The organism is Acrocarpospora macrocephala (assembly GCF_009687865.1).
Classification (GTDB): domain Bacteria; phylum Actinomycetota; class Actinomycetes; order Streptosporangiales; family Streptosporangiaceae; genus Acrocarpospora; species Acrocarpospora macrocephala.
The window spans coordinates 65,762-90,720 of sequence record NZ_BLAE01000026.1 but is presented as its reverse complement, the minus strand read 5'-3'; the positions used below and the strand labels follow the sequence as shown (position 1 = coordinate 90,720).

The following is a 24,959-nucleotide window of genomic DNA, read 5'->3' as shown; positions in this document are numbered from 1 at the left end:
GCAAAAGAGCTCTTGGAGCGGGAGCGCTCCCACGCACGCGGCGACGCGTCGTGTGGGCTGCCGTGATCACGATGTGTGCCGGCGTGCTGACCGGCCTGGCGCAGACGCCCGCGTCCGCCGCCGTGGCCTGTGACGTCACGTACACGTCGAATGACTGGACTTCAAGCCCTGGCCAGGGCGGGTTCACCGCCGCTGTCACGATAAAGAACACCGGGGACCCGATCTCCGCTTGGTCGCTCACCTTCGCCTTCCCGGCGAACCAGCAGCTGACGCAGGGCTGGTCCGCCAACTGGACGCAGTCCGGGACCGGCGTGACCGCCACCAACATGCCGTGGAACGGCAGCCTGCCGACGAACGGCACCACCAGCCTCGGCTTCAACGGCACCTGGACCGGCAGCAACCCGAAGCCGACCTCGTTCAAGGTCAACGGCGTGACCTGCGGCGGAGCACCCTCGCCGAGCCCGTCGCCGTCGCCGAGCCCCAGCCCAAGCCCGAGCCCGTCCCCCAGCCCATCGCCCAGCCCTTCTCCCAGCCCGTCGCCGCAGCCGGACGGTTTCGTCTCGGTGGCGCCGACCTCGCTGGTGGTGCCGGAGGGCGGCAACGCCACGGCCGCGGTGAAGCTCTCGCTCCAGCCGAACTCGAACGTCACCGTGACCGTCACCAAGCAGAGCGGCGGTGACGCCGACCTGTCCGCGGCGCCCACGACGCTGGCGTTCACCCCCGCCAACTGGAACCTCGCCCAGAACGTCACCATCTCGGCGGCCCAGGACGCCGACAGCACGGGCGGCTCGGCCACGTTCACCTTCTCGGCCACCGGCGGCGGCGTCTTCTACTTCTCGACGCCCCTGACCGCCACCGAGGCCGACGACGAGCCCGGCGGCACCAACGCCTACGTCCAGCGTTTCACCACGCTCTACAACAAGCTGCACGACCCGGCCAACGGCTACTTCTCCCCCGAAGGCGTGCCGTACCACTCGGTCGAGACCTTCCTGGTGGAAGCGCCGGACCACGGCCACGAGACCACGTCGGAGGCCTACAGCTACTACCTGTGGCTGGAAGCGGTCTACGGCCAGGTCACCGGCGACTGGAGCAAGTTCAACGCGGCGTGGGCATCGATGGAGAGATACATCATCCCCGCCACCGCCGACCAGCCCACCAACTCCTTCTACAACCCGGCCAAACCCGCCACGTACGCCGGCGAGTGGAACGAGATCAACAAATATCCCACCCAGATCGAGTCGGGCGTCTCGGTCGGCGTGGACCCGATCGCCAACGAGCTGAAGACCGCCTACGGCACCAGCGACGTCTACGGCATGCACTGGCTCCTCGACGTCGACAACACCTACAAGTTCGGCCGCTGCGGCGACGGCACCACCAAGCCCGCCTACATCAACACCTACCAGCGCGGCCCGGAGGAGTCGGTCTTCGAGACCCTCCCCCAGCCGTCCTGTGACACCTTCCGCCACGGCGGCCCCAACGGCTTCCTCGACCTGTTCATCAAGGACGGCTCGTACGCCAAGCAGTGGAAGTACACCAACGCCCCCGACGCGGACGCCCGCGCGGTCCAGGTGGCCTACTGGGCGCAGACCTGGGCGAAGGCCCAGGGCAAGGAGTCGCAGATCTCGGCGACCATCGCCAAGGCCGCCAAGATGGGCGACTACCTCCGCTACGGCATGTACGACAAGTACTTCAAGAAGCCGGGCTGCACCAGCACCTCCTGCCCGGCCGGCACCGGCAAGGACAGCTCCAACTTCCTGCTCTCCTGGTACTACGCCTGGGGCGGCGCGACCGACAGCTCGGCCGGCTGGGCCTGGCGGATCGGCTCCAGCCACAACCACGCCGGATACCAGAACCCGCTGGCGGCCTGGGCGCTGTCGAACGTGACCGAGCTCAAGCCGAAGAGCCCCACCGGCGCGGGCGACTGGGCCACCTCGCTCACCCGCCAGCTGCAGTTCTACAAGTGGCTGCAGTCGGATGAGGGCGCGATCGCGGGCGGCGCCACCAACAGCTGGGAGGGCCACTACGCGGCCCCGCCGGCCGGGCTGCCCAAGTTCCACGGCATGGCCTACGACTGGCAGCCGGTCTACCACGACCCGCCGTCCAACCAGTGGTTCGGCTTCCAGGCCTGGTCGATGGAGCGGGTCGCGGCCCTCTACAACGCCAGCGGCAACGCCGACGCCAAGGCGATCCTCGACAAGTGGGTGGCGTGGGCGATGGCGAACACCACGATCGCCGCCGACGGCACCTACCAGATCCCGTCGACGCTGCGCTGGACCGGGCAGCCGGCCGGCGACTGGTCGGCCACCACGGGCATGCCGCCCGCCAACCCCGGCCTGCACGTCACGGTCGCCGACCACACCACGGACGTGGGCGTGGCCGGATCGTACGCGAAGGTCCTGATGTACTACGCCGCCCGGGCCAACCACACGGGCGCGAAGAACATGGCCAAGGCGATCCTCGACGGCGTCTGGACGTTCCAGGACGCCAAGGGCGTCTCGGTCCCGGAGACGAAGGCGGACTACAACCGGATCGACGACCCGGTCTACGTCCCGGCCGGGTGGAGCGGCACGATGCCGAACGGCGACCCGATCAACTCCAGCTCGACCTTCATCTCCATCCGCTCCTTCCTGAAGAACGACCCCGACTGGCCCAAGGTCGACGCCTTCCTGAAGGGCACCGGCCCGGCACCCACGTTCAACTACCACCGCTTCTGGGCGCAGGTGGACGTGGCCGTGGCGATGGGCGAGTTCGGGCGGCTCTTCCCGAACGGTTAGTCCCGCCTGAGGGCGGCGGTCCCTGACCGGCCGCCGCCCTCCTTACCCCCAAAAGCCGGGGCGCGACGGCGCCTGACCCGCTGTCGCGCCCCTGACCCCCCTCCGGTAAGGATCGCTTCGATGCGCCGAACGCTCCGCGTCGCGGTGGTGGCTCTGATCGCCGCCACGACCCTCCAGCCCAGCTCCGCCTCGGCCGCCGTCTTCAACTACGGCGAAGCCCTGCAGAAATCCCTGTTCTTCTACGAGGCCCAGCAGTCCGGCGATCTGCCCAGCTGGAACCGCGTCGGCTGGCGCGGCGACTCGGGCCTGACCGACGGCCAGGACGTCGGCCTGGACCTCACCGGCGGCTGGTACGACGCCGGCGACCACGTCAAGTTCGGCCTGCCGATGGCGGCTTCGACGACCATGCTGGCCTGGGGGGCGGTGGAGTACCGCTCCTCGTACGGCACCCAGCTGACCCACCTGCTGAACAACCTGCGCTGGGTCAACGACTACTTCATCAAGGCCCACCCGTCGCCGAACGTGCTGTACGGCCAGGTGGGCAACGGTGGCCTGGACCACGCGTGGTGGGGTCCGGCTGAGGCGATGGCGATGAACCGCCCGGCGTACAAGATCGACGCCAGCTGCGGCGGGGCCGACCTGGCCGGGGAGACGGCGGCGGCGATGGCGGCCTCCTCGATGGTGTTCAGGCCGACCGATCCCGCATACGCGAACACGCTGCTCACGCACGCGCGGCAGCTCTACACCTTCGCCGACACGGTCCGCAGGGCCTACAGCGACTGCATCACCGACGCGAGCGGCTACTACCGCTCGTGGAGCGGCTACAACGACGAGCTGGTGTGGGGCGCGCTCTGGCTCTACCGCGCCACCGGCGAGGCGTCCTATCTGGCCAAGGCCGAGGCGGGGTACGCGAACCTCGGGACCGAGCCGCAGAGCACCACGAAGTCGTACAAGTGGACGATCGCCTGGGATGACAAGTCCTACGGGGCGTACGTGCTGCTGGCCAAGCTCACGGGCAAGCAGCAGTATCTGGACGACGCCAACCGGTGGCTGGACTGGTGGACGGTCGGGGTCAACGGGCAGAAGGTGGCGTACTCGCCGGGCGGGCAGGCCGTGCTGGACCGGTGGGGTTCGCTGCGGTATGCCGCCAACACCGCGTTCGCGGCGCTGGTGCACAGTGACTCGATCACCGACGCCACCCGCAAGACCCGCTACCACGACTTCGCCAAGCGCCAGATCGACTACGCGCTCGGCGACAACCCGCGCAACTCGTCGTACGTGATCGGGTTCGGCGCCAACGCCCCCAAGAACCCGCACCACCGCACCGCGCACGGCTCCTGGACCGACCAGATGACCAACCCGGTCGAAACCCGGCACACCCTGTACGGCGCGCTGGTCGGCGGCCCGCCCGACCCGAACGACGCCTACACCGACAAGCGCGACGACTTCGTGATGAACGAGGTCGCCACCGACTACAACGCCGGTTTCACCAGCGCCCTGGCCCGGTTGTACGGCGAGTTCGGCGGCACCCCGCTCGCCAACTTCCCGGTGGCCGAGACCCCGGACCCGGCCGAGATCTTCGTCGAGGCGTCGGTGAACGCGGCGGGCACCAACTTCACCGAGATCAAGACGATGGTGCGCAACCAGTCGGGGTGGCCGGCGCGGGTGCTGAACAACGGCTCGTTCCGCTACTACTTCACCCTGGACGGCGACAGCCAGCCCGCCGACATCACGATCACGGCCAACTACAACCAGTGCCGGCCGCCGTCGGGCATCACCCAGCACTCGGGCCGGATCTACTACGTGACCATCGACTGCACCGGCCAGGTCATCGCCCCCGCCGGGCAGTCGCAGCACCGGCGTGAGGTGCAGTTCCGGATCGCCAGCACCAAGCAGTGGGACCCGACGAACGACTGGTCCTACACCGGGGTGTCCACGACGCCCGGCTCCACGCCGGTCCGCGTGAACAACATCACCCTGTGGTCGGGCACCACGAAGATCTGGGGCAACCCCCCAGGCAACCAGCCTTCCCCGTCCCCCAGCCCGTCCCCGTCTCCCTCTCCGTCCCCCTCCCCCAGCCCCTCGCCCTCACCTTCGCCGTCGCCCAGCCCGTCACCGTCGCCCAGCCCCAGCCCCAGCCCGTCGCCATCCCCATCCCCGTCCCCGTCTCCTGGTACGAAGGCGTGCGTGGCCACCTACCGGATCACGAACCAGTGGCCCGGCGGATTCGGCGGCGAGGTCGTCGTGCGGAACTCCGGCTCGGTCGGCATCACCGGCTGGACGGTCCGCTGGACCTTCGCGAACGGCCAGACCATCAGCAACCTGTGGAACGGCACACCCACCCAGACCGGCGCGAACGTCTCGGTGCGCGACGCCGGGCACAACGGAACCCTCGCCGTCAACGCCACCGGCAGCTTCGGCTTCAACGGCACCTGGTCCGGCACCAACACCGTCCCCGCGGCCGTGACCTGCACGCCCGCCTGACCCCCGAGCCGCCCGCCTTCCCCTTAGAAGGACCCCTCTGGGGGAGGCGGGCTCCGGGTCCATCGGGACCCAGCACGCCAAAAGGCGGCCTCTCCAGGCCATCGGAGAGGCCGCCTGCTCATGCGCCTAGCGACGGGCCAGCGAACCCGCAGGTGCTGAACGCGCTCAACAAACCACGCCCGGTATCAACAAATCAGATCTCTAAGCGCGACAACTTCTGTTGGACAGGGGACTTTCCGCAGGTCAGGATTTCACCTGCGGCCGCAGGCAGGACCACCCCGGGGACAGATCGCCGTGCGAAGTGGAGGTTGGGATTTGAGGCAAGCAGTCGAAGTCCTCGTCGTCGGCGGGGGCCAGGCCGGCCTGGCGATGAGTGAGCATCTGGCCGACTGCGGTGTGCCGCACCTCGTCGTGGAGCGGCATCGCGTCGCGGAGCGCTGGCGCTCGGAGCGGTGGGACTCCCTGGTCGCGAACGGACCCGCCTGGCACGATCGCTTTCCCGGTCTGGAGTTCTTCGGCATCGACCCCGATGCCTTCGCCTCCAAGGAGCAGATCGCGGACTACTTCGTCGCGTACGCGGAGAAGATCGGCGCGCCGATCCGGTGCGGTGTCGAAGTGACGTCGGTGCGAAAGAACGCCGGCCGGCCTGGTTTCCGCGTGGAGACGTCGGATGGCACCATCAACGCGCGCTTCGTCGTCGCCGCGACCGGACCGTTTCAGGTGCCGGTCATTCCGCCGATCGTCCCCGATGGCGCGGTACCTCTGCAGATCCACTCCAGCGCGTACCGCAACCCGGCGCAGCTGCCCGGCGGTGCCGTCCTCGTGGTCGGAGCCGGATCGTCAGGCGTGCAGATCGCCGCGGAGCTCCGGCAGTCGGGCCGGCGCGTATACCTCTCCGTCGGCCCCCACGACCGGCCACCGCGAAGCTATCGTGGGCGCGATTTCTGCTGGTGGCTCGGTGTCCTCGGAAAATGGGACGCGGAGACTCCTCAGGGCGCGGAACACGTCACCATAGCGGTCAGCGGAGCACACGGCGGCCACACCGTCGACTTCCGTGACCTGGCTGCCCGCGGCATCCACCTGGTGGGCCTGACCGCTTCGTTCGGCAACGGCACGGTGCGGTTCTCGCCCGACCTCGGCGAGAACATCGCCAACGGCGACGCGAACTACGTGTCGCTGCTCGACGAAGCCGACGCCTACATCGCGCGTAACGGCCTCGATCTTCCTGAGGAACCGGAGGCCCGCCTTCTCGGGCCCGAGCCGGAGTGCGTGACCAACCCGCTCCTCGAGCTCGACCTCACTGACGGCGGAGTCACCTCCATCATCTGGGCGACCGGCTTCGGCACCGACTACAGCTGGCTCCACGTCGACGCGTTCGACGAGAACGGCAAGCCGAAGCACCGGCGCGGCGTGTCGGCTGAGCCGGGTGTCTACTTCCTGGGACTGCCGTGGCTGTCCCGGCGCGGATCGAGTTTCATCTGGGGGGTTTGGCACGATGCCAAGTATGTGGCCGGCCACATCAAGACCCAGCGCGGCTACCTCGCCTACGGGATCGACGACGAGACGAGCGGAGACCAGATCCGCCCGGCCGCTGACCTGCTGAAGGTTGTCACGTGAATGCACCTGTCGTCGCCGGTGGACATACTCGGATCCGCCCGTTCAACACCCGCGACACCTACCCTGAGCAGAACCTCGACAACGACCTGTGCCAGGCCGTGGTCGCCGGTAACACCGTCTACGTGCGCGGACAGATCGGGCAGAACCTCGACACCAGCGAATCGGTCGGCATCGGCGATGTCGCGGCCCAGACGGAGCGGGCGATGGCGAACATCGACATGCTCCTGACTGAAGCCGGCGCGCGGATGGAACACCTGGTCAAGCTGACGATCTACATCGTCGACCCGCGCTACCGCGAAGCCGTCTATCGCACGATCGGACGCTGGACCAGGGGGGTGCACCCGATCTCCACCGGCTTGGTGGTCTCCGCGCTGGCGCGGCCCGAATGGCTGGTCGAGGTCGACGCCATCGCGGTGATTCCGGAGGGCGAGCGGTGACGTTCTCGATTCTGGCGATCGACGGCAACGGCGCGGTCGGTATGGCCGTCACCTCCTCCAGCCCCGCCGTGGCCGCGCGCTGCATCCATTTGCGGGCCGGGGTCGGCGGTGCCGCTTCGCAGAACGTCACCGATCCACGTCTGGGTGTGGAGCTCCTGGACGCGCTGGAGACGGGTATCGGCGCCCGCGGCGCGCTGGACGGGGTCGTGCGGAAGCGGCAACTGATCGAGTACCGCCAGCTCACCGTCCTCGGGCTGAACGGCGAAGGCGCGACGTTCTCCGGTGCCAAGTCGCTCGGTGTGCACGACGACCGAGCCGGCTCCGGCGTCGTCGCCGCCGGCAACCTGCTCTCGGGAACCGAGGTGATCGACGCGCTCATCGAAGGTTTCGAAAGCTCTGCAGGAGAGCTGGAGGAGCGACTGTTGTCCGCTCTCGCCGCCGGCCTCACGGCCGGGGGAGAGACCGGCCCCGTGCGCTCGGCGGGGCTGGCGGTCGTCCGAACGGTTCCGTGGCGCGAAACGGACCTGCGGGTCGATTGGAGCGAGAAACCGATTGCCGAGCTGCGCGAGCTCCTGAAGGTGTGGCTACCGCAGCGCGACGACTACGTCACCCGCGGTCTCAACCCGGCTGCCGCACCGTCGTACGGCGTGCCTGGAGACGAGTAAGGCGATGGCCGACAACGCAACCGAGTCCTCCCGGTCGACGGACGCCGCCAAGGAGCGCGTGGCACAGTCGATCTCCGCGGATGCCGGGCGGCTGATCCGGCTGTCCGAGCAGTTGCACGCGCACCCGGAGACGGCGTGGGAGGAGTACCGGTCGGCACGCTGGGTGGCTGAGACGCTCGACGAAGCCGGCTTCACGGTCACCCCGGCCTACCTTGGGCTCGACACCGCGTTCCTCGCGACGTATGGCAGCGGTCCCTTCCGCCTCGGGCTGTGCGCGGAGTACGACGCCCTTCCCGGCCTCGGACACGCCTGTGGGCACAATCTGATCGCGGCCATCACGGCCGGCGCGGCGCGTGCTCTCGCGCCGCTCGCCGACGCGGCGGGACTGACGATCGAGGTCTACGGCACGCCCGCGGAAGAGGGTGGTGGCGGGAAGATCGAGCTGCTGGAACGCGGGGCGTTCGCCGGACTGGATCTGGCGATGCTGGCGCACCCGGCTCCTGTCGACGTCGCAGCGGCGGAGCCGTTCGCGGTGTCGCACTCCCACGTCTCCTTTCAGGGAAAGGCCGCCCACGCCGCGGCCTATCCCGAGCAAGGGGTCAACGCCGCTGACGCGTTCACCATCGCTCAGGTCGCGGTGGGGCTCCTTCGCCAGCAACTGCCGCAGACCGTCCGTGTTCACGGTGTGATGACCAACGGCGGCGAGGCCCCGAACGCGATCCCGGGCCGTACCGAGGGGAGATGGTACGTCCGCGCCGAGAGCCTGGAGCAGCTGGCTGAGACCGAGGAAAAGGTGTGGCGGTGCTTCGCGGCCGGAGCCCTGGCCACCGGCTGCACGCTCGACATCACTCCAGAGAGCAAGCCATACGCGGAGTTCCGTAACGATCAGCCGGCGCTGCGTGCCTACCTGCGGAACGCTGAGCGGCTGGGTCGCAGCTTCGACCGGGACTCGCCGGCCCGACGCATGAATCGGGCGTCCACCGACATGGGGAACGTTTCGCAAGTAGTGCCTGCGATCCACCCCTACGTGGGCATCGGGTCGCTCCCGGCCTTGAATCACCAGCCAGAGTTCGCTGCCCGCTGCGTCGGCGGCGACGCCGAGAAGGCGCTACTCGACGCCGCGACCGCTCTCGCGTGGACGGCACTCGACGTCAGGAGAGCAGCGTGAAGGCCCCCTCATTCACTCTGGTGCAACTGCGCTATTTCGCGGCCGCGGCCGAGTTGGGCAGCATGACAGCCGCCGCTCGAGAGCTCGTCGTCTCGCAGTCGGCAGTCTCCACCGCGGTCGCGCAGCTGGAGAAGGAGCTCGGAGTTCAGCTGTTGCTGCGCCATCACGCGCGCGGTCTGGCGCTGACGCCCGCCGGGCGGGCCTTCTACTCCGAGCTGCGGGGATTTCTCGCCCACAGCCAGGAGCTGGCGGATAGTGCTACCAATGCGGGCAGAGAACTGGTCGGCACCCTTACCGTCGGTTGCTTCGACACCCTCGCCCCGTTCTGGCTGCCGCACCTTGTCGCGAGGTACGCGGAACACCACCCTGCCGTGAGCGTCGAGGCTCTCGAAGCCCAGCACGCCGCCCTCAAACAGGGTCTCCAATCAGGGAGATGCGAAGTCGCCCTGATGTACGCCTACGAGCTCGATGAGGACTTCGAAACCACCCGAGTCGGTTCGGCGCCCCCGTACCTCCTGCTCCCACCCGGCCACCGATTCGCTCACCGCACCCAGGTTCACCTAGCCGAACTGGCCGAGGATCCCGTAGTGATGCTGGAACTGCCTGATACCTCCACGTACTTCCACTCGCTCTTCAAGGAGGTCGGCGTTGAGCCCCGAGTGCGACATCGCACCGCCGGCTACGAGACGGTGCGGTCGATGGTCGCCGCAGGCCACGGGTACGCGGTCCTGAACCAGCGGCCGGCCCACAGCCACACCTATGGGGGAGGTTCGCTGGTGACGGTCACCTTGGCCGACAACTTCCCAGCGCTTGATGTCGTAGCGGTGCGGATGAAGCAGGCGCGGCTCACCCGCAAGGCCGAAGCGTTCGTTCAGATCTGTCGCGACGTAGGAGTGCTGCTCACCGACGGCGCCAACCTCGCGGAGGCCGAAGGCGTATGACCAAGCGAACGCACGAAGATTGGCTCGCGCTGGCGAAGAAGGTCGTGCCCACAACCACCGCCTGGATCGACGGGCCCGTGTCATCCCTGTCCGGAGTGACGCGGACGACCGTCAATCCCGCCACCGGGGCAGTCCTCGCCGAGGTGGCGGAGTGTGATGAGCGCGACGTCGACGCCGCCGTCGCGGCTGCCCGTCGCGCCTTCGAGGCGGGGAACTGGTCCACCGCATCGCCCAGAGAGAGGGCGGCCGCCCTCCACCGGATCGCGCGGAAGATCGAGGAGAACGTCGACGAGCTGGCTCTCCTGGACAGCCTCGACGCCGGCAAGCGTATCGTCGACACCATCTCCATCGACGCTCCCGGCTCGGCCGCGATTCTGCGCTGGTACGCCGAGTCCCTGGACAAGGTCTACGGGGAGGTCGCGCCCACGGGATCCGCCGACCTCGCGGTCGTGAGCAGGGAACCGCTCGGGGTCGTGGCCGCGATCGTGCCGTGGAACTACCCGCTCGAACTCGCCATCTGGAAGATCGCTCCGGCGCTCGCCGCCGGTAACAGCGTGATCCTCAAGCCTGCCGAGGACTCGCCGCTGTCCGCGCTTCGCCTGGCTGAGCTCGTCGCCGAGGCCGGCCTCCCCGACGGGGTCTTCACCGTCGTGCCGGGCGCCGGCCCGGTGGTGGGGCGGGCTCTGGGGAGGCATCACGACGTCGACGTGGTGACGTTCACGGGTTCGACCAGCACAGCGCGGCTTTTCCAGCAGTACGCCGGCCAGTCCAACCTCAAGCAGGTCTGGCTGGAGGCCGGTGGAAAGAGCGCCGTCGTCGTGCTCGACGACGTCGCCGACCTGGACCTCGTGGCCGACGGCGTGGCGACGGGGATCTTCACCAACACCGGGCAGGTCTGCTCGGCCACGTCGCGGCTCGTCGTGCAGCGTGGCGTAGCCGACGAACTGGTCCAGCGCGTGCTCAGCCGTACCCTCGCGATCAACATCGGCGATCCACTCGACCCCGCCACCGACATGGGCCCCGTGGTCAGCCGGCACCAGGCCACGAGGGTCCTGGCACTCATGGAGAGCGGTGCGGCGGAGGCGCACGAGGTCCACGGGGGCGGACTCGTGCCGGACATGCCCGCACTGACCTACGTCAGGCCCCAGGTGCTGCTCGGCGTCGACCCGGCCGCCCGCATCGCGCGAACCGAGGTCTTCGGACCGGTCCTCTCGGTCCATGTCGTGGACACCGTCGACGAGGCCGTCACCGTCGCGAACAGCACCCCCTACGCACTGGCGGCGGGGCTGTGGACCGACAGCCTCAGCCGGGCCCACGGTGTCGCGCGCCGGCTGCGCGCGGGGACCGTGTCGGTGAACTGCGTTGACGCTCTCGACGTCACCACGCCTTTCGGAGGCTTCGGCCAATCGGGTTACGGGCGAGACCTCTCGCTCCACGCGCTGGACAAGTTCACCGGACTCAAGACCACCTGGATTCGACATGGCTGAAACAGCCGCACGCTCGCGCGACACCTTCGAATTCCTGGTCGTCGGCGGCGGCACGGCAGGATCCCTGCTCGCGACCCGGCTGGCCGAACAGGGCCGCGACGTGGCCCTCATCGAGTGGGGTCCCGACGACGAGCACGAGCCCCGAGCGCGCGAGCTCCGCAGATGGGACGAGATGCTCGAGGGCGAGTACGACCTCGACTACCGCAGCGAACCGAACCCGCGCGGCAACTCCCATATCCGGCTTGCCAGACTGCGGATCCTCGGAGGTTGCTCCACCGCCAACACGATGATCTCCTGGCGGCCGCTCCGCGGCGACCTGGAAGAGTGGGTGGCGTTGGGCGCCAAGGGCTGGGACCCCGACACGATCCTCCCGCTCTACGACCGGCTGCGTACGCCGATCCAGCCCGTGGCTCCGGCGGACCGCAACCCCTACGTCGCCGACGTCGTGACGAGCGCGTCCGCCGTGCTCGGCCTGCCTGTGCGGGAACGCTGGAACGACGGCCGCCTCGACGAGTCCCCCAGCGGGGTCGGCTTCTTCGAGGTCGGGTACACCCCGGAGACCAACCTGCGCGCGTCGACCTCGATCCACTACGTGCACCCGGCGCGCGCCCAGGGCCGGGGCCCGGTGGTCCTGACCGGGCTGAGAGCCGTGCGCATCCTGTTCGAGCACGAAGCCGGCGGCCTTCGTGCTCGCGGTATCCGCGTGCGCGACACCGATGGGGGTCAACGTGACCTCCAGGCCGCCGCTGAAGTCGTGCTGTGTGCCGGCGCCATCGACACTCCACGCCTGTTGCAGCTCTCTGGTGTGGGCGCCCGCCACGTGCTGCAAGACGCGAACATCCCCGTCGTGCTCGATCTCCCGGGGGTTGGCGAGAACTTGCAGGATCATGTCGAAGGGCTCGTTGTCTGGGAGGCCAGACGCGTTCCACCCGCCACGTGCGCCAGCGGCTGGGACGCCGGCGCCGTACTGAGCCTGGACAGCGACGGAGAACCCGGCGAGGGCGACGGGCGTCCAGACGTTCTCATGCACTTCCCCGTCGAACCGTGGGCGGTGCACGCGGAACGCTTCCTCGACGAGACGGGAGCCCCTCCGCTGCCGGCCGCCACGGTCGCGATCGCCCCCAACGTCGCCCGCCCGCACAGCCGGGGCCGGATCTGGGTCCGCTCCGGCGACCCCGACGCGCCGCCGGCCATCGATTTCCGGTCATTCACCGACCCCGGCGGGCACGACGAGGCGATGTTGCTCGCGGGCGTCCGTCTCGCCCGCCGGATCGCGTCGGTCGAACCGATGAAGTCGTGGGTCACGCGTGAGGTGTTCCCCGGCCCCGCCGTCACCGGCGACGAGGAGCTCTCGGCGATCGCCCGCGCGACGCACCAGACCGTCTACCATCCCTCCGGCACCTGCCGTATCGGAGCGTCCGACGATGACACCGCAGTTGTCGGTCCTGATCTTCGGGTCCATGGGATCAGGGGTCTGCGCATCGCCGATGCCTCCGTCTTCCCCACGCTCACCTCGGTCAATCCGGTGGTGACCGTCATGCTCGTCGCTGAACGGGCGGCCGACCTCATCGCATCAGAACACAACAAAGGTTGAAAGGATTCATAGCGAGCGGCCTCTCCGGGCCACTGGAGAGGCCGCCCTGCTCGTGGGGCTAGCGGCGGGCTAGCGGACCTGGACGAAGACCGGGTTGGAGTAGAACCACAGGTCCTCCCAGGGGCTCTCCAGGCCGTCGGCGGTGGGCTCGGCCTCGTCGGTGCTGGTGCCGCGGACCCGGGCGTACAGGTCGGTCTCCACGTTCCGCAGCGTGTGCCGGATGACGTAGTCCTGGCCGGACTTGCGCCAGTCGCGAGGGCCGAAGCGGGCCTCGACCTTGGTGGTGGGGTTGGTGTCGGCGTCGAGGTTGGCGTTGACGCCGGTGACCTGGCCGACGATCAGGTCGACGCGGCGGACCTGGGGCCGGTCGCCGTTGGCGTTCTTGCCCTGCAGGGGGCGGAACCTGATCTCGATGTCGACGTCGGAGCGGTTGCGCCGGCTGACGGTGAGGGTCTCGCCCATCTCGGCGTCCCGGCCCTGGCTGCTGGCGGTGAGGTCGAGGCTGGTGATCAGGTCGCCGGTGGTGACCCAGATCCGGCCGTTGCGCAGGCCGTCCATGATGTCGCCGTAGTCCTGCCTGGCCAGCACGTAGGTCTTGCTGTACTCGCCCGGCCAGAAGTCGGAGCCGCCGCGGGTCCAGTGCACGTGCGAGTCGGAGGTCGCGGTGATCCACCAGCGCCGGCCCTCGCCGAGCAGCGAGTCCCACAGGCCGCCCACGCGAGCGGTCATCTGGTCGTAGCCGCCGTAGGTGGGGTGGTTGCCGTACCCGCCGCGGGCGCCGCCGTTGAGCGGGCCCGCCTGGTGGCCGGGGGCGCCCTCGAAGCCGACGTAGATCTCCGGGGCGAGGTTGTTGCCGTTGCGGAACTCGCGGGGCGTGTCCTGCCCGTAGACGCCCAGGCCGGTCGCGGACCGTGCGGCGTGGTGGGCGATCACCAGCGGCTTGTGTCCCATGCCCTTGGCGGCGGTCAGGAACTCGATCATCTTGGCCTCGGTGTTGCGGCCCGGATCGGCGGGGAACGGGTCGTTCTTGGCGAAGCGGCTCTCCAGCTCGAACAGCTGCTGCGCCTCGCCGCTGTGGTGCGGGATCATCAGCGTGTGGTGGTCCTGCGCCGGGGTGTCGAACTCCATGCCCCAGAACTGGAGCACGTCGGGCACCAGGATGCGGGAGCGCAGCAGGTCGGGGTAGGCCTGCTCCAGGTTCACCTTCGAGTGCGTCGGACCGCCGTGGTCGGTGCACATCGCCCAGGTCAGGCCGAAGTGCTTGGCCATGATCGCGTTGGTGACGATCGGGTAGACGGCGTCGGCGCCCTTTGCGAACTTCGGCGGGTTGACGGAGGTGTCGAATTCGCCGCTGTACTCGGAGTGGATGTGGTGGTCGCCGGCGCGCCACACCCGGTTGCGGGAGTCACCACGCTTGCCGTCGTTGTCGTCGTGGTCGTGTGCCAGCGCCGGGCCGGTGGCGACCAGCGGGCTCGCGGCGACCAGCGTCGCGCCGACGCCCGCGTACCTGACCAGCTGGCGCCGCGAGATCGCCGAGCCCTCGGATCCTTCGGTGTTCTTGTCTTTCATGGTGACGCCTTTCGCGTACGTGCCATGGGGGGTGCCAACCGGCGAGTCTTGAAGGGCGCGCTGAACGCGGCATGAACAAGGATCGGGACAACCGAAAACCGGGAACTAACTTCTACTTCTCGTAGAAAATCGTGTGATCGCAGGTCATGGCTCGCGGTGGCGCGGCACGCGTACGATCTGGACGACGGACGGAAGGGGTGCACGGTGCGATCGGGACTCGCGATGATGCCCTGGCTGATCGCCGCCGGGGTCTGCCTGCTCCCCCTCCTGCTCGGCGGCCGGATCGCACCCGTGCTGGCCAGGGCGGGGTGGACGCGCCAGCACCCGCGGGCCGCGCTCGCCCTGTGGCAGGCCGCCGGTCTCGCGAGCGGGCTCGGCGCCGTAGGGGCGGGACTGGCGGTGGCCGCCGCGCCGCTGGCCGCCGCTTTCCCGCACGGCATGCACGCCTTGGGCCGGCAGCTCCTCGCCGGTCGAGGGGTCGCCGGCCTGGGTCCCACGCACATCGCGGCGCTGCTGTGCTCGGTGGGCCTGGTCTGCTGGCTCCTGGCGAACACGGTCGGCACGCTCCTGAAGACCGCCGCAGACCAGCGCCGCCAGCGGCTGCTCGTGGACCTGGTCGCCGACCATTCGAGCGAGCATGACGCGTACGTGCTGCCGAGCCGGGAGCCCGTCGCCTACTGCGTCCCCGGCTCGGAGCCGCGGATCGTGCTCAGCCGGGGGACCTTGGACGTGCTGGACCACGGCCAGCTTCAGGCGGTGCTGGCGCACGAGCGCGCCCACCTCCACGGGCGGCACGACCTGCTCCTGCTCCCGTTCATCGCGCTGGCCCACGCCTTCCCCTGGCTGCCCGCGGCCAGGCACGCCCGGGACGCAGTCCCCGTACTGCTGGAACTACTCGCGGACGACCAGGCGAGACGCGCGCACGGCAGCCTCGAGCTGGCCCAGGCCATCGTCCACATGAGCGCCCGCCCCGAATCGGCACCCGGGACGATGGCGCTGGCGGGTCCTGCGGCGGCCGAGCGGGTCGAACGCCTGCTCACCGGCGTCCGGTCACGGTCGCGCTGGGTTTCCCCGGCCGCGTACCTGGTCGGCGGTCTGCTCCTCAGCGGGCCGATCGCGATTCTGCTGGCCCCGGTGTGGTGTGGAATCCCCTAGCCACGGCGGCTGTGCTGGTAGCGGGCGTACCGGTGCCGCGCCCGGGCCCGCAGGACCTTGGCGCCCGCGCGGGCTCGCTCGCCGCCGTCCATGAGCAGCAGGGCGAGCCGCCGGAGCAGGATGGGCAGCCGCCTGCGCAGCTCGCCGAAGAGGGTCAGCGCGCCCTCCTGCCCGCGCGCCAGCAGCGCGCGGCCCTGGTCGGTGGCCTCGTCGCGGCGGCGGAGCATCTCCTGCTTGTTCTCCTCGGCCAGTTGTTTGCCGAGCACGTCGGCTCCGGCGGTGAGCAGGACGACCACCATCAGGGCGACCCGGGTGCCGAGTTCGTCGACGCGGCCGTCCAGCGCGTATCTGCGCTGTTCCCGCCACCAGCCGACCCAGGCGGGGCCGCCCTTGCCGAGGGAGGTGAGCCCTTCCACGCGGAGCCTGCGCCGGTGGCGGCGGACGCTGGCGGGGTCGAGGGTGGTCTGGACGGCGACGGCGACGCCGCGGTTCCACTCGCGGGCGGCGATCTCGCCGGTGCGCTCGCGCATCTGGTCGAGGACGTCGCGGGCCTGGCCCAGGATGATGGGCACGTCGGTCAGCACGCGGGTGATCTCGTGGCAGCCGTCGAAGCCGCCGGAGTAGCACGCGCGGTGCTCGCAGCGGTGCCGGGCGGCGTGGGCGAGCGCGCCGGAGGAGACCGCCTCGGCGAGCACCAGGTGCCCGGTGGACTCGCCCGCGGCGAGTTCGGTCAGCCCGGCGGCGTCCACGGCGAAGCCGCGGTATCGGGGGCGGTGCCCGGGGAGGTAGGTGGCGGCGAGGCCGGTCAGGACGAGCGGGGGTGTGGTGTCCAGGAGCGTGCGGTCCAGCGTCTCGTCGGCGAGGTCCAGGTCGAGCCAGTTGGTGAGCAGGACGTCGCCGCCGTTCAGCCACCAGCGTTCGGTGTCGGCGGGGTGCGCGGTCATGTGGGTGACCAGCGAGATCAGGGTCCGGTGCTCGCGGCCTTCGAAGGCGATCGGTCGTGGCACCCGGTCGGGGGTGACGGCGGGGGTGCCACCCGCCAGCCAGACGGCGACCTCGCGGCCGGTCCAGCGGGCGTTCGGGTCGACGGTGAGCAGGCCCGCGAGCAGGTGCTGCCAGCGGCCGAGGCCGGTGTCGCCCAGTTCGACGGCGGGGTCACCCGGCTCGAACCGGGGTGGCCGCCCGGTCAGCAGCTCGTGCACGAGCACGCCCAGCGCCCACCAGGCGTCCTGCTCACCGGCGGCGCTCTCCGGGGGCGGGGGCTGCGACCAGCCGTACCGGTCGGGGCGGGGGATCAGGCCGAGGCGCAGGGTGAGCGGCTCCAGGCCGGTGACGATCAGGTCGTCGGGGCGGAAGTTGCCCAGCTCCTGGCCGGTGGCGGCCCGCCACTCCGCGACCAGGGCGGCGACGGCCGCGACGGCTTCCTTGGTCCGCTCCTCGTTCCACGGCTCGCCGGTGATCAAGCCGCGCAGCGAATCGGTGCCCAGGTGGGTCTGGACCAGCCAGGGCAGGTCGCCGTCACCGGAACCCGCCCGGCCGTACGCGACGAGACCGGCCACCGGTTGGCCGACCAGGCGGTCGAGCAGCCCTTCGTCCAGCCAGCGGCCCGGCTGGTAGACGCGCAGGGCGATGGGGGTGGGTTCGCCGTTTCTGGGCCGGGCGAGATAGAGGTCGCTCTCCTCGTCCTGGGCGAGAAGCGCCTCGATCGTGTAGCGCCGTCGCAACGACATCGGCACCAGGGAGAACCGGATCACAGGCACTGATCCTTTCAATGGCCGGCATACCCGCCATGTTGATCTGACTACAAACTGCTAACGGGAAACGAGCGAGGACGGGGAGCAGGTTCCTTGGCACTCCACCGGCGCTGCTAGCTTGAACGGCGTGGTGACGAGGGTGCTGCACGCGATCTGGGCGGAGAGCCGTCTGGCGTTGTGGGCCGAGGACAGCACGCTACCGCTGACCACCCACTCCCGCGCCGACGTCCGCGACCATCCGTTTGCGCTGCCCGCGTCCGCGGTGCCCAAACTCGCGCCGCCCAAGGTCACGGCGTACAAGGCCGCGGAACCCGCCGTGCCCGTGCGGTCCGCCGTGCTGCTGCTGCCGAGTTCGGGGCGCGGCCCCGCGCCCTCGCCCGAGCTCGGGGTCGACGTCACCGTCCGGAATCCCCGGGTCGCGCGGTGGCGGGTGCCGATCATGCCGTACGCCCCCGGCGAGCTCGACGCGATTCCTGGGCCTTCGGTGCGATATTTCGGGATTGTTGGGGATTTCGCGCGTGATCTCGTCCGGAGGGGGCGGATCCTGCCGTGGCTCACCGAGGACGAGGCGCGGTGGCGGCCGGTGCTGACGGGCGTGGATGCCGCGCGGTTCCGGGAGCTGGCGGTGGCGATGCCGCCGGTGTGCAGGGCCGTACAGGAGGAGGGGCGGTCCAGTGAGGTGTTGCTGGGGGCGCTGACGGAGCTGGTGGATCAGGTCGCGCGGCGGGCGTTTCCGGACAAGCTCATCGGCGCGTACCGGCCGGGGCGCAAGAGCGCGCTGGCGGATCGCTGGCTGCTGGCGCTGACCGACCCGGAGCCGCGGCTGGACGAGGTGGACGAGGCCGAGGCGGCGGGGCTCAGGACCGCGCTGGCGGCGTGGTTCGAGGCCGCGCGCGGTCTCGGCGGCCCGGTCCGGGTGGACTTCCGGCTGGTCGAGCCGGGCGCCGACGACAAGTGGCGGGTGGAGTTCGGGCTGCGGTCGGCCGAGGACCCGGACGTGCGGATCGCGGCGGAGGACGTGTGGGCGGGCGCCGAGTTCGCCGCGACGCCGGAGCCGCAGAAGACGCTGGCCGGCGGGCTGCGCCGGGCGGTCAGGCTCTACCCCGACCTCGACTGGGCGCTGCGCGTCCCCCACCCGGCGCGGCTGAGCATGGACACCCGGGGCGCGTTCGCGTTCCTCCGCCACGCCGCGCCGCTGCTGGAAGCCGCGGGATACGGCGTGCGGCTGCCCTCCTGGGCGGGCCGGACCCGCCTGGGCCTGAAGATGACCACCCGGTCCCGGCCAGGGCCGCCCAACCTGGGGCTCCGCGAAGTGGTCGACTTCCGGATGGACCTGGCCGTCGGCGACCAGGTGATCGACGAGGCGGAGCTGGCCGAGCTGGCCCGGCTCAAGGTGCCACTGGTCCGCGTACGCGGCGAATGGGTAGAACTCGACGACCGCCAGCTGAAGGCCGCCCTGCGCGCGGTCGAGGAGCGGCGCGTCACCGAGCTGACCGTGGGCGACGTGATCAGGGAGGTCGTGCTCGGCGGCGCCGACGAACTGCCGCTGGTCGAGGTGGACGCCGACGGCCTGCTCGGCGACCTGCTCTCCGGCGAGACCGAACGCCGCCTGCGCCCCGTGCCCACCCCCGCGACCCTCGACGGCGCGCTCCGGCCCTACCAGGAGCGCGGCCTGGCCTGGCTCGGCTTCCTGTCGGGGCTCGGCCTGGGCGGCATCCTCGCCGACGACATGGGCCTGGGCAAGACGATCACCACGCTCGCGCTGCTGCTGGCCGAACGCGAGGACGCCCAGCCCGCCGCGACCCTGCTGGTCTGCCCGATGTCGCTCATCAACAACTGGCAGAAGGAGGCCGCCAGGTTCGCGCCCAGCCTGCGCCTCTACATCCACCACGGCGGCGCCCGCCGCCGCGACGAGGAGCTCGCCGCCACGATCGGAGCCGCCGACCTGGTGATCACCACCTACGGCACCGCCCTCCGCGACCTGCCCGCGCTGGCCCGGCAGGGCTGGGAGCGGGTGGTCTGCGACGAGGCCCAGGCGATCAAGAACAGCGCGGCCCGGCAGGCCCAGGCGGTCCGCCAGATCCGGGCCAGGACCAAGCTCGCGCTCACCGGCACCCCGGTCGAGAACCACCTGGCCGAGCTCTGGTCGATCATGGAGTTCTGCAATCCAGGACTGCTCGGCCCCGCCCGGGCGTTCCGGACCCGCTACCAGGAGCCGATCGAGCTCCGCCGGGACGAGAACGCGATGCGGGCGCTGCGCCGGGCGACCGGGCCGTTCGTGCTGCGCCGCCTCAAGACCGACAAGACGATCATCTCCGACCTGCCGGACAAGCAGGAGATGAAGGTCTGGTGCACGCTCACCCCCGAGCAGGCCCGGCTCTACCAGGCGGTGGTGGCCGAAATGATGGGCCGGATCGAGAACAGCGACGGCATCGAGCGGCGCGGCAACGTGCTGGCCACGATGACCCGGCTCAAGCAGGTCTGCAACCATCCGGCGCACCTGCTGAAGGACGGCTCCCGGCTGGACGGGCGCTCCGGCAAGCTGGCCCGGCTGGAGGAGCTGGCCGAGGAGATCATCGAAGAGGGCGACAAGGCGCTGGTGTTCACCCAGTACGCGGAGTTCGGCACCATGCTCCAGCCGTACCTGGAGGCCCGGCTGGACCGGCCGGTGCTCTGGCTGCACGGCGGGCTGAGCAAACGCCGGCGGGACGAGCTGGTGGAGCGGTTCCAGGGCGACGACGAGCCGATGATCTTCCTGCTGTCGCTGAAAGCGGCCGGCGTCGGGCTGAACCTGACCGCCGCCAACCATGTCATCCACGTGGACCGCTGGTGGAACCCGGCGGTCGAGAACCAGGCCACCGACCGCGCGTTCCGGATCGGGCAGACCAGGAACGTGCAGGTCAGGAAGTTCATCTGTGTGGGCACGCTGGAGGAGCGGGTGGACGAGATGATCGAACGCAAGCTGGCCCTGGCCGACAGCGTGGTCGGCGGGGGCGAGGACTGGCTGGCCGACCTGTCCGCCGACCAGCTGCGCGAGCTGTTCCGGCTCAGCCCGGAGGCGGTGCGCTGATGGATCCCCTGGACGTCGAGGACGTGCCGTTCGAGGAGCGGCTCGACGACTTCTACGGGCCCTCGGTCTCGCTGGCCCGGCTGAAGGAGCACCCGAGCGTGGCCACGCCCGCGGACCTGCTGCTGCGCGCGCTGGAGCCGCCGCCGATCAAGATCAGGCACATCCCGCTGCTGGACCTGCTCCGCCCGGCCTACCGGCGGCTGCCGTCAGGTGTCGACGAAGTCCTGGGCGACCATCACCCGGACGCCGTTCGGGATCGTGGTGAGGGTCAGGGGGGTGCGTAGCCGTACCTCGCCGTCGATGTCGGCGGCCATCGGCGGGTCGGTCTCGATCAGCATCTCCCGGCCGATCACGAAGGGGCCGCCGGCCAGGCTGCGCCACTTGCCGGTGGTGGCCCGGTTCATGGTCTCCACCAGCAGCCGCAGACGTTTGCCGGAACCCAGCTGGTAGGCGACCAGACGCCGGTTGTCGATGCTGATGTCCCTGGCGATCTGCCAGCCGCCGTGGAACCGGCCGTTGGCGATGTTGAGCTGGTGGGTGAGCAGCTCGTGCCGGACGCCGTCCACGGTGATGAACGCGCGGAACGGGTGGTGGCCCGGCAGGATGGTCAGCGCGGTGAGCGGGTAGGCGGCCCGGCCGAGCGCCCGCTTCAGCCACGGCTTCACCGTGCCCGCCACCTCCACCGAGACGCCGAAGCTGGCCAGGTTGGCGAACGGGCGGTCGCCGCACAGGCCCAGGTCCACGTCGGCGACCTTGCCCGCGGTGAAGATCCGGACCGCGCCGGTGCGGGTCAGCGGCAGGCCGAGGCTGCGGGCGAAGTTGTTGGTGGTGCCCAGCGGCAGCACGCCCAGGGCCACGTCCCGGTGGGCCAGCTGCTTGACGGCGGTGCTCAGCGTGCCGTCGCCGCCGCCCACGATGAGCAGGTCGGGGCCGAGCGCGAGGGCCTCGTCCAGGGTGGCCCGGAGCCGCTTCGGCTCGTCCACCGGGAAGACCCCGAGCGGGGCGAAACCGGCGGCCCGGATCAGGCGCAGCACCTCGTCGTAGTGCCTGCGCCCGCGCCGGGATTTGGTGTTGACCACTACGGCGGCCCTCCGGTGTTCCCGGACGGCCGCCGTATGGTCTGCCTTGCTCCGCATGATCACATGCTAATGGGGGTTCACCCCCACTTGCGTGGGGAGAACGCTAACCTCAACGAGGCTTGCCCGCACAAGACTGGCTCACTTCTTCGCAGCGCTCACTTGGAGGATAACGCCAAGGTTGAGCGGGAGCGGGCTGATCAGCTTGATCTGCGCGCCCAGCTGCTTGCCCTCGTCGCCGGGGTTGCCGGTGCCGAGGGTGAAGCCGAGGAAGTCCTCGCCGTAGAGCCCGGTGGCCGGGGAGCCGTCCGGGTTGACCACGCGGACGCTGTACTGCTGGTCGTCCCGGGAGGGCACGACCGCCGAGGCGTCGCGGTTACGGGCGAACAGGCCCTGGGCGCCGCGGTCCTCGATGCCCGGGTACCAGGTCTTGGCGTCGGTGAACGCCTTGACCGGGTTCTGCGCCGGGAACGAGGTGCAGTACTCGCTGAACGGCTCGCCCGCGGCCTCCAGGCACTCCTTGAACGGGTAGGTCTTGTTGAAGCCGAAGGCCGCGTTGGAGGCCTGCGGGCGCATCGGGATGTTCTTCAGGACGCTGGGGTCCTTCGTGGCCGCGACACCGGACCGGCGCAGCGGGTCGAAGTGCGAGTCCACCAGCAGCATCTCGCCCTTGGAGCCGAGCGACGGCAGCGACAGCAGGTTGGCCGCGACGCTGTTGGCGGCGAAGGACGCGTCCCGCAGCCAGACCAGCAGGCCTGGCGCGTTGTACTTGACCTTCTCCACCTTCCAGACGTTGTTCCGCTGGTAGGTGGTGTCGTAGGTGTACGCCAGGCCCTGGTCGAACCCGTCGTAGTTCCGCCACTCGGCCAGGTAGAACAGCTCCGTGATGACGGTGCCGGAGTGCCGCGTCCAGCCGGCGCCCCGGGTGTCGGTGAAGGTGGTGACGGCGGGGGTCCAGCCGTTGGCGCCGCCCTCGACGTCGTCGCTCCAGACGGTGGTCCCGCCGTTGGTGAGCGAGAAGTCGTCGGCGAACCAGCCGCGCTCCACGAACGCCTCGTCCGTCGCCAACCGCAGCCGGACCTGGACGGTCTGGCCCGCGAACGGGGCGAGGTCGATGTAGTCGTGCCGCCAGCCCTCGGTGTGGTCGGTCAGGCCGTACTTCTTGCCGCCGAAGTCCTGCATGCGGTTGTTGGGGTCGGCGTAGCCGTCGTCGGTGGAGACGAGCGCGCCGCCCTCGGTGAAGATCTTCTGCTCGGTCCAGGTGGCGCCGCCGTCGGTGGAGACCTCGACGAAGCCGAAGTCCCAGTCCGCCTCGATGACGTAGTCGTTCCACATCCAGAACTTCACGTCGGAGCCGGCCGGGACGTCGACCGTGCGGGTGAGCCGCACGTCGGCCCAGTTCTGGTCGTTGCCGGTCCACCAGGCGTTGGCGCCGCTGTGCGGGGTCGTCATGGTGACCGACTTGTTCGGCAGGTTGATGCGGACGCCGTCCTCGGTCAGCTTGGGCGTGCGCGAGGCCTGGCCGACGGTGACGAGCTTGGTGCCGTCACCGGGGTTGAGGGCCTTCGGGTTCACCCAGCCGAGCACCCACTTGTCCCAGGCGCCCATGTGGGCGGGCATCGACTGGAAGATCGGCCCGGAGTGCGAGCCGGTCGACATGAGGTCCCAGAACTCGACGCTGGAGTCGCCTCCGCCGGTGGAGTCGTACAGGTCGGGCAGGCCGAGGTCGTGGCCGTACTCGTGGGCGAAGACGCCGACGCCGGAGTCCTCGGGCTGCACGATGTAGTTGGAGATGCGCTTGCCGGTGCCGGGGATGGTGTAGCCGCCGGGGATGGTGGCGGAGTGCGCCCAGATGGCGTAGGTGTTCTCCGCGCCGCCGCCGCCGGACTTGTCCTCACCGGCGTGCACCAGCACCAGGTGGTCGATGACGCCGTCCGGCTCCAGGAGGTTGCCGTCGCCGTCGGCGTCGCTGACGTCCTCGACGTCGTAGTCGGCCCACGGGAAGTTCGGCTGCTGGGCGGCCAGCACGTTGACCGCGTCGATGCCGAGCTGTGCCGGTCCTGCGGGGTTGTCGGGGTGGCCGTTCATGTTCTGCGGGGCGTTGCCGCCGGCCGGGTTGCACTCGGCGGCGCCGTACCAGCCCTCGGAGTGGGGGACCTTCAGCCAGCCCACGGCCGCGCCGGTGACGGTGTAGGCGCCCTTGGACATCTCCTCGTACATCTTCTTCATGGTGAAGCCGGAGATGTCGATGCCGCTCTTGCCGTCGCGGGGGTCCTTCAGGTCCGGACGGACCCGGGTGGTGATCCCCTTGTCGGTGTAGAGCATCTTGTTGAAGTGGTCGGTGCTGAAGTCCGCCACCCACATGGAGTTGTTGTCCTTGCCGGGCCCAGGGAGGGTCGCCGGGTTCGGGATCTTGTTGTGCAGCGGGCCGTTGGTCTTGGTGCCGGCCGGCTCCACCACGCAGGTGTTCGGGGTCGCGGTGGACTCCTGGCGGCTGAAGCCGGAGAAGTCGTCGTTGGCGTTCTCGTTGAACTCCACCAGCAGCGTCAGCAGCTTCGCGGTCTGCTTGGTGCCGGCCTTCTTGAAGATGAACTCGAACGGGTTCTTGCCGGTCCTGACGGCGCGCCGCTCGTTCTCGGCGAGCCTGCGGGCGGCGACGGGGTTGCCGCCCGCGTACTTGCGGTCGATGGTCTGCGCGGTGGTCTCCTGCGCGGACCGTCCGGCCCGGCTCTGGGAGCCGGCGGTGATGCGCTCCTCGTCCCGGGAGGAAACGTCTCCCTGGACCATCGGGGGCGCGTAGTTGATGTAGTGGTCGCTGGCTGACGGGATGTAGTTGGCCACGGTCGTGTCGGCCGCCGCGATGGTGCCCGTGGCCCCGGGAACGGCCACGAGTCCCGCTGCCGCGAGACCGAGGGCGGGCACGATGGCGGCCAGACGCCGGGCCCGTCCTGAGGATGTTCTGCCTGACAAGGTATGTCCCTCCCTGCCCGGGGTTACCGGGCGACATCCGAGACGCGCTAGGGATGTCGCGCGCCCACGCGACGCAGGCAGGACGAAGCCTGCCTTCGCCGCATTACGACGCATGTGACATAAGGCCACACACGTCGCATGCCGGACGTTAGATGAACGAGTAATGCATTGGTAAAGTCAACTGGTGATGTTGCGAAA

Annotated in this window: 16 protein-coding genes; 12 read left to right on the top strand and 4 right to left on the bottom strand. The window is 70.0% G+C overall.

Annotated features, from left to right (window positions below; all coding sequences use genetic code 11):
* Nucleotides 1-71 precede the first annotated feature (71 nt).
* The 9 genes from Amac_RS22985 (at nucleotide 72) to Amac_RS22945 (ending at nucleotide 13,167) form a co-directional block, all read left to right on the top strand.
* Complete coding sequence (locus Amac_RS22985) at nucleotides 72-2,774, top strand: glycoside hydrolase family 48 protein (protein ID WP_246268597.1); 2,703 nt, start codon at nucleotides 72-74, stop codon at nucleotides 2,772-2,774.
* A 120-nt stretch (nucleotides 2,775-2,894) separates the two neighbouring features.
* Nucleotides 2,895-5,258: a glycoside hydrolase family 9 protein gene (locus tag Amac_RS22980; RefSeq protein ID WP_155356449.1), complete on the top strand. Its 2,364-nt coding sequence runs from the start codon at nucleotides 2,895-2,897 to the stop codon at nucleotides 5,256-5,258.
* Nucleotides 5,259-5,573: 315 nt separating this feature from the next.
* Nucleotides 5,574-6,875 (top strand): flavin-containing monooxygenase, encoded by a 1,302-nt coding sequence (locus tag Amac_RS22975; protein ID WP_155356448.1) that lies wholly within the window; start codon nucleotides 5,574-5,576, stop codon nucleotides 6,873-6,875.
* On the top strand, nucleotides 6,872-7,312 hold the full coding sequence (locus tag Amac_RS22970) for a RidA family protein (protein WP_155356447.1): 441 nt from the start codon (nucleotides 6,872-6,874) through the stop codon (nucleotides 7,310-7,312). The genes Amac_RS22975 and Amac_RS22970 overlap by 4 nt, the downstream gene beginning before the upstream one ends.
* Entirely contained in the window at nucleotides 7,309-7,977 is a 669-nt protein-coding gene (locus Amac_RS22965; protein WP_155356446.1) for a DUF1028 domain-containing protein, read from the top strand. Before Amac_RS22970 ends, Amac_RS22965 begins: the two co-directional genes overlap by 4 nt.
* A gap of 4 nt (nucleotides 7,978-7,981) precedes the next feature.
* On the top strand, nucleotides 7,982-9,145 hold the full coding sequence (locus Amac_RS22960) for a M20 family metallopeptidase (RefSeq protein WP_155356445.1): 1,164 nt from the start codon (nucleotides 7,982-7,984) through the stop codon (nucleotides 9,143-9,145).
* Entirely contained in the window at nucleotides 9,142-10,086 is a 945-nt protein-coding gene (locus Amac_RS22955) for a LysR family transcriptional regulator (RefSeq protein ID WP_155356444.1), read from the top strand. Before Amac_RS22960 ends, Amac_RS22955 begins: the two co-directional genes overlap by 4 nt.
* Nucleotides 10,083-11,573 carry an aldehyde dehydrogenase family protein gene (locus tag Amac_RS22950; protein ID WP_155356443.1) on the top strand — a complete coding sequence of 497 codons (1,491 nt, stop codon included), beginning with the start codon at nucleotides 10,083-10,085 and terminating at the stop codon, nucleotides 11,571-11,573. Before Amac_RS22955 ends, Amac_RS22950 begins: the two co-directional genes overlap by 4 nt.
* Nucleotides 11,566-13,167 (top strand): GMC family oxidoreductase, encoded by a 1,602-nt coding sequence (locus tag Amac_RS22945; RefSeq protein ID WP_155356442.1) that lies wholly within the window; start codon nucleotides 11,566-11,568, stop codon nucleotides 13,165-13,167. The genes Amac_RS22950 and Amac_RS22945 overlap by 8 nt, the downstream gene beginning before the upstream one ends.
* A 69-nt stretch (nucleotides 13,168-13,236) precedes the next feature.
* Here the strand turns inward: Amac_RS22945 and Amac_RS22940 are convergent, their stop codons facing one another.
* Nucleotides 13,237-14,736, bottom strand: coding sequence for a CehA/McbA family metallohydrolase domain-containing protein (locus Amac_RS22940; protein ID WP_155356441.1), 1,500 nt, complete (start codon nucleotides 14,734-14,736; stop codon nucleotides 13,237-13,239).
* Between the two features lie 204 nt (nucleotides 14,737-14,940).
* Here Amac_RS22940 and Amac_RS22935 point away from each other — a divergent pair, with 204 nt between their 5' ends.
* Nucleotides 14,941-15,891, top strand: coding sequence for a M56 family metallopeptidase (locus Amac_RS22935; protein ID WP_155356440.1), 951 nt, complete (start codon nucleotides 14,941-14,943; stop codon nucleotides 15,889-15,891).
* On the opposite strand, the gene Amac_RS22930 is transcribed toward Amac_RS22935, so the two are convergent.
* Nucleotides 15,888-17,645 (bottom strand): protein kinase family protein, encoded by a 1,758-nt coding sequence (locus Amac_RS22930; protein WP_155356439.1) that lies wholly within the window; start codon nucleotides 17,643-17,645, stop codon nucleotides 15,888-15,890. The two genes, Amac_RS22935 and Amac_RS22930, sit on opposite strands and share 4 nt — an antisense overlap.
* A gap of 127 nt (nucleotides 17,646-17,772) precedes the next feature.
* On the opposite strand from Amac_RS22930, the gene Amac_RS22925 reads away from it, so the two are divergent.
* Both Amac_RS22925 and Amac_RS22920 read left to right on the top strand, forming a co-directional pair.
* The gene (locus Amac_RS22925) at nucleotides 17,773-20,715 is read left to right on the top strand and encodes a DEAD/DEAH box helicase (protein ID WP_246268593.1); all 2,943 of its coding nucleotides are present in this window, start codon (nucleotides 17,773-17,775) and stop codon (nucleotides 20,713-20,715) included.
* Complete coding sequence (locus Amac_RS22920) at nucleotides 20,715-20,999, top strand: hypothetical protein (protein WP_155356438.1); 285 nt, start codon at nucleotides 20,715-20,717, stop codon at nucleotides 20,997-20,999. Before Amac_RS22925 ends, Amac_RS22920 begins: the two co-directional genes overlap by 1 nt.
* Here Amac_RS22920 and Amac_RS22915 read toward each other — a convergent pair.
* Both Amac_RS22915 and Amac_RS22910 read right to left on the bottom strand, forming a co-directional pair.
* Nucleotides 20,922-21,851: a diacylglycerol/lipid kinase family protein gene (locus Amac_RS22915; RefSeq protein ID WP_155356437.1), complete on the bottom strand. Its 930-nt coding sequence runs from the start codon at nucleotides 21,849-21,851 to the stop codon at nucleotides 20,922-20,924. The genes Amac_RS22920 and Amac_RS22915 overlap by 78 nt on opposite strands.
* Before the next feature lie 81 nt (nucleotides 21,852-21,932).
* Nucleotides 21,933-24,761 carry an immune inhibitor A domain-containing protein gene (locus Amac_RS22910; protein WP_246268592.1) on the bottom strand — a complete coding sequence of 943 codons (2,829 nt, stop codon included), beginning with the start codon at nucleotides 24,759-24,761 and terminating at the stop codon, nucleotides 21,933-21,935.
* Nucleotides 24,762-24,959 lie beyond the last annotated feature (198 nt).